Source organism: Synechococcus sp. MU1655 (genome assembly GCF_023630655.1).
Classification (GTDB): domain Bacteria; phylum Cyanobacteriota; class Cyanobacteriia; order PCC-6307; family Cyanobiaceae; genus Synechococcus_C.
The window spans coordinates 1-5,268 of record NZ_JAKUHK010000145.1 but is presented as its reverse complement, the minus strand read 5'-3'; the positions used below and the strand labels follow the sequence as shown (position 1 = coordinate 5,268).

Below are 5,268 nucleotides of genomic sequence, written 5' to 3'. Positions count from 1 at the left end.
AGGCTTTACTCGCCTTAGGCCTTGCTGAGCGTTTCAGCAGTCTTCAACAACTTCCTGGCAACAAACTCTCTGAGGTGCTGCAACGTCGTGAAGCACTCCTGCGTCTCGTCGACCCTTCCTGCCTTGGGGAGTTTCGATGGCTGTCGTTCCTGCGATTCAATCCGTTGGTTCCCAGCAACACACCGGGTGAGCGAAGTCAATTCCTTCAAGAACCATCAGGCCTCAACGCAACGCAGCCAAGCAGGCTCTGATTTCTTCATGACTAACGTCGTCCACGATCGACACAACACCGATGCTTGACGGCAAGACAAAGCGAAGACGACCATCACGGACTTTTTTGTCGCCTTGAAGCGTCTTTAAGACACAATCTGGATCCAGATCAGGCCATTGGCTGGGTAATCCAGCGCTTTGGATCAAACGTGTTTGTCGCTCCGCATCGGTTTGAGCCATCACACCTCGCTGCACGGCGAGTGCTGCCACCGCCACCATCCCAATCGCTACGGCTTCGCCATGGAGCCAGGTGCCGTATCCGGTCAGCGTCTCGACCACATGACCAAACGTATGGCCATAATTCAGGATGGCCCTTTGACCACCTTCTTTTTCATCCGCAGCAACAACAAGTGCTTTGGCTTGTGCAGAACGTTCGAGCATCGTTGCCAGCAGCTCTGTAGAAATCGAAAGAGGGTTGTCAAAGCTGTCGGATCGTTCGAGCAATTCGAACAGCTCTGAATCTCCGATGACGCCGTATTTGATCACCTCAGCGAGACCAGCCCTAAATTCCCGCGTAGGAAGGGTTTGAAGCGTATCTGGATCAATCATGACCAGCCGAGGCTGATGGAAGGCGCCGATCAGATTTTTCCCGCCTGGATGATTCACTCCAGTTTTTCCGCCAATCGCGGCATCAACCATGGCCAACAACGTCGTAGGCACTTGGATGACACCGATTCCTCGCAGCCAGCATGCCGCTGCAAAACCTGTCATGTCACCCACAATCCCACCGCCTAAAGCGAGCATGAGTGACTGGCGCTCTAATCCTTCGTCTTTGGCAGCATCAAGGATCGTGCTGAAGGTGGTCAAGGTCTTCTGTTCTTCACCCGCGGGGATCGTGAGCAAGGTGGCCTGAAATCCCGCCTGTTCGAGGCTGGTCAAACAACGGCTTCCATAGGGAGTCGCAACATCAACATTGCTAACCACCAAAATTTTTGTGTGTTCGCGAATCCCGAGTCGTCGCAATTCATTGCCGAGATAGTCGATCCCACCGGCGGAGATCACGACGTCATAGGGATCGCGTTCGAGTGCAACGCTGAGACGTCTTTCATCTGCCGATGCTGTTGTGCTCGGTTGGGATTGGATCATGCCGCCCGCTGTGACGGATCTATTCTCCTCCAAATCATCTGGCGCTGGTGATGGCTCTGCCTTCAACGTCCAAACAGCGATCGACGCTCATTGCTTGGGGATTTTTAGCTCCTGCTCTCCTTCTTTTGAGCCTTTCCGTCTTGGTTCCGGCCTTCATGGCTCTGGTGATTAGTTTCACGCAAACAGGTTTAGACGTTACCGAGCCACTCAAATTCATCGGCTTCGCCAACTTTCAGCGACTCCTCGGCGATCCAATGTTTTATCAGGTGCTTGGCACCACTCTGATTTACTTATTCGGCGTCGTTCCACCCATTGTGATCGGCGCCCTAACCCTGGCGGTTCTTGTCAATCGAATCCTTCCCGGTGTGCACATCCTGCGCGCTGCTTTCTATACGCCAGTCTTGGTCTCGATTGTTGTGGCTGCCATCGCTTTTCGTTGGCTCTATGCCGAAAACGGTTTAATTAACGGTTGGCTTAGCACTTTGTTTGGTCAGGGATTCGTCCCCATTGATTTTTTAACCAATCCCTTTTTGGCCCTTCCCTCAGTGATGCTTGTCACCCTGTGGAAAGGCTTGGGTTACTACATGGTGATCTTTCTGGGAGGACTGCAAGGAATCCCGAAGGAACTTTATGAAGCCGCTGAGTTGGATGGAAGTGAAGGTTGGCGGAAGCATGTTGATATCACTCTGCCGTTGCTCCGTCCGTACGTGACCCTTGTGGCTGTGATCTCGGCGATTGCTGCAACAAAGGTGTTTGAGGAGGTTTTTCTGATGACACAGGGAGGTCCTGCAGACTCAACGCGCACCCTTGTGTATTACGTCTATGACCAGGCATTTGCAGAACTAGAGATTAGTTATGCATGCACGGTTGGACTCGCTCTGTTCCTATTGGTTTTGTTACTGACTGCCATTCGACTTGCGTTTGGAGGAGAACGAAGCCTGATTTAGGGCTGCCAGCGTTGCTAAAAGGAGAGAATGGCAAGCTTCCCCCAGACCGATCTGCAACGGATGGCCAGCGTTGACAACACAATTGGCGTTATCGGTGGCGGACAACTTGCCCTGATGCTCGGTGAAGCAGCGCAAACACGAGGTGTGACCCTTGCGGTTCAAGCGTCAAAAGCTGAAGATCCTGCTGCCTCCCTGGCGAAGGATTTAGTGATCGCTGGATCCACAGATGCCCATGCAACTAGGGAGCTCTCAACACATTGCGCCGGCATTACCTTCGAAAATGAATGGGTCGCTGTTGATGCATTGATGCCTCTCGAGCGACAGGGAGTGCAATTCACTCCATCACTTGCCAGCTTGGTTCCTCTCGTTAATAAGTTGTCCCAGAGACGGCTTCTCGATGATCTGTTAATCCCAAGTCCAGAGTGGATTTCATTAGCTGAACTGAATCCTGGGTCGCCATCCTTACCGAGCGGATGGACGTTCCCTGTCATGGCGAAGGCTGCCTATGGCGGTTACGACGGCAAAGGCACACGGGTTGTGAACGATCTCAACGGCTTGGCTCAGTTGCTTCGCAACGTCGATGCCAATGAGTGGTTCATCGAAGCCTGGATTTCCTACGAACAGGAACTTGCCCTCGTTGTCAGCCGAGATTCAAAAGGGCGAATTCGAAGCCTGCCATTAGCCGAAACGCATCAGAAAAACCAAGTTTGTGACTGGGTGATTGCACCGGCAGCAGTGAGTCAACTCGTTGAGGCTACGGCTTACAACATTGCCGCTTCACTTCTTACAAAGCTTAGTTATGTGGGGGTGATGACTTTGGAGTTTTTCTATGGATCGTCGGGTTTATTTGTCAATGAAGTAGCGCCTAGAACTCATAATTCAGGGCATTTTTCAATTGAGGCCTGTTCCAGTAGTCAATTTGATCAACAACTCTGTATCGCTGCAGGTCTGGAAGTCCCTAATCCACAGCTCATTGCAGATGGCTCCTTGATGGTCAATCTGCTCGGCCTGAGTCATGACCAGGCTGAACCGCTTGACGAACGTCTTTCCAAACTCCGCTCAATTGAGGAGTTGCATTTGCATTGGTATGGAAAAGATGAAATCCCGGGACGAAAACTGGGGCATGTCACCACCCTGCTGAAGGGCCATAGCGCTGCTGAACGGGCCGAGAGAGCACAGCACATGCTGCAAAGTATTCGTGAAATCTGGCCCCTTCCCCTAAATTGGTAGCGAACTGCTGTGTTGGTGACAGCCTTTCTCTAGTGCTCTGATCTGACTCTCTTTCGACATGGGGTGACTGTCGTGTTGGTGCCGTAAACCGGTCTCGTAACCGGAAACGAATCCTCTCGAAATCTTTCGCCCCTTCTGGTAACTCCAGGTCGAACACTGGGGCTCGCACGGCACAGCGGTTCACCACCATGGATGCCGTCAGCAGGGCAGGAAGCTGCCTGTTACCTGGCTGGGACCTCACAAGGATTCACATTCAGCGTTGATGAGAGTGACTTGCAGAATCAAGTCATCATTAATGTTTTTAGGTTGACATTCTGAGTCTTGTTGGTTTGAAATAATTGTTCGTCTTCTAGTGATAGGGTGTTAATCGTGAAACTGAGAAGTGGTGCATTAGCTGCTACGAAAAAACCAGAACAGAAGCCTAGTGATTTGATTGGGATGAACACTCTTTCAATGAACATTTCAATTCAATAAAGAAAAGACAAGGGCTGTGAGTTGTGAAGGGCTATAAAACAAAAATAATCGACAGAAAGAGATTCTTGTAAGCTTGAAGTCGTTGAATTCAGAGGTATCAGATTCTTGATTGTGGGTTCAGACTATGGAATGGAGCAGTGGCACAGCGATAGAGATTGACTCGTTTGATGCACTTAGAGAATTGAGGATCTAGAGCTAGCTAAGCGTTGGATTAAATCTATTTTCTCCAGAGTTGTAATCACAAACACCTCCTGTGCAGTCCTGCCACGGCGTGCCATCAACTTGAATCCACCTCGGATTGGGACCGATGGCCTAAGCGTCAAATCTTGGCAACGTCCCTTGACCCTTGCAATCACTCCTGGAGTGATGGTTTGGATCTGTGGGTCATTGGCTAACACCTTGAGCCAGGGTATGAGCCCTTTCACGTAGGTGCTATGGGTCAAGACAAGACGGCCCACTAGGGGTTCAAAAGTAAAGCTTCTTTAAGTTAGCCACTCTGGCTAAAGATCAGGTAAGTGTTCCTTGCGAGCCATGCTCCGATCTGTCGATTCCCTCAGAACTGAGCTCTCAGGTCCGTTGACATCTCGAATGGGCCCAAAAGCCAAGATCCTTACGGCTGAGGTGCATGGCGATGAGGTGCGGGGTCTAGCTCTTTGTCCTGGAAAAGTGATTCGGTATGTCTTTGCTGCTCAAACGCAACAACTGCACACCCAAGCCCTGTTGTCCTTAACCACCTCCACGCGTAAACCTGCCGCTTGATTCAACCATCGATTTCGGCCATCAACACCATGTCGAGTCGCTGCGCTGTGGATTCTCTGAATTGGCCGACGCTCAACTGATTAAGAACAATCAATGCGCCTGCCATGACAACAATTTCAATCGAAAACACCAAGCCATAGCCAGCCATCGGACCAGCGTTGGGTAATAGCTGACGCCCAAGGTCAAGCAGTCCACCACCTACGACCTTTCCCATCCCTCGTGAGAGGGCTTGAGCTAAGCCCCAAATGCCTACAAAGGTTCCTGCCATCGCTGGGAGAGTGAGATCAAGCATCAAGGTCAGTGCGCTGTTGGTGCCGACGCCTGCAGCAAAGCCAAACAAGACCATGACGAGGGGGAGAAGGCCTGAGGCTTGCTGCCAGCCGCTGATCACCAACAGAAACAGAGAACCCATCACCATCCAGCAACCCAAACGGGCAGTGGCCAACTTCCCAAGTTTTGGTGTGATGAACCAGCCCGCTAGAAGCAAACCAACCAGTGTTCC

Annotated in this window: 6 protein-coding genes, 1 other RNA gene and 1 pseudogene; 5 read left to right on the top strand and 3 right to left on the bottom strand. The window is 51.3% G+C overall.

What is annotated here, in order from left to right; translation table 11 throughout:
• Positions 1-251: pseudogene (locus NCN04_RS07690) on the top strand (class I SAM-dependent methyltransferase); the annotation flags it as partial.
• On the opposite strand, the gene aroB reads toward NCN04_RS07690, so the two are convergent.
• Positions 223-1,356, bottom strand: coding sequence for a 3-dehydroquinate synthase (gene aroB / locus NCN04_RS07685; RefSeq protein WP_250395689.1), 1,134 nt, complete (start codon positions 1,354-1,356; stop codon positions 223-225). The pseudogene NCN04_RS07690 and the gene aroB sit on opposite strands and share 29 nt — an antisense overlap.
• Before the next feature lie 50 nt (positions 1,357-1,406).
• Between aroB and NCN04_RS07680 the strand changes: the two genes are divergently transcribed.
• The 3 genes from NCN04_RS07680 (at position 1,407) to ssrS (ending at position 3,719) form a co-directional block, all read left to right on the top strand.
• Positions 1,407-2,303, top strand: a complete 897-nt coding sequence (locus NCN04_RS07680; protein ID WP_250395688.1) for a carbohydrate ABC transporter permease — start codon at positions 1,407-1,409, stop codon at positions 2,301-2,303.
• A 27-nt stretch (positions 2,304-2,330) separates the two neighbouring features.
• Entirely contained in the window at positions 2,331-3,533 is a 1,203-nt protein-coding gene (locus NCN04_RS07675; protein ID WP_250395687.1) for a 5-(carboxyamino)imidazole ribonucleotide synthase, read from the top strand.
• Positions 3,532-3,719, top strand: a non-coding RNA gene (gene ssrS, locus NCN04_RS07670) — 6S RNA. Before NCN04_RS07675 ends, ssrS begins: the two co-directional genes overlap by 2 nt.
• 461 nt (positions 3,720-4,180) lie before the next feature.
• On the opposite strand, the gene NCN04_RS07665 is transcribed toward ssrS, so the two are convergent.
• Positions 4,181-4,465, bottom strand: a complete 285-nt coding sequence (locus tag NCN04_RS07665) for a DUF2103 domain-containing protein (protein WP_250395686.1) — start codon at positions 4,463-4,465, stop codon at positions 4,181-4,183.
• Between the two features lie 73 nt (positions 4,466-4,538).
• On the opposite strand from NCN04_RS07665, the gene NCN04_RS07660 reads away from it, so the two are divergent.
• Positions 4,539-4,766 (top strand): hypothetical protein, encoded by a 228-nt coding sequence (locus NCN04_RS07660; protein WP_250395685.1) that lies wholly within the window; start codon positions 4,539-4,541, stop codon positions 4,764-4,766.
• A 1-nt stretch (position 4,767) separates the two neighbouring features.
• Here NCN04_RS07660 and NCN04_RS07655 read toward each other — a convergent pair.
• Positions 4,768-5,268, bottom strand: a 501-nt coding sequence (locus tag NCN04_RS07655; RefSeq protein WP_250395684.1) for a PucC family protein, incomplete at its 5' end; no start/stop codon positions are given.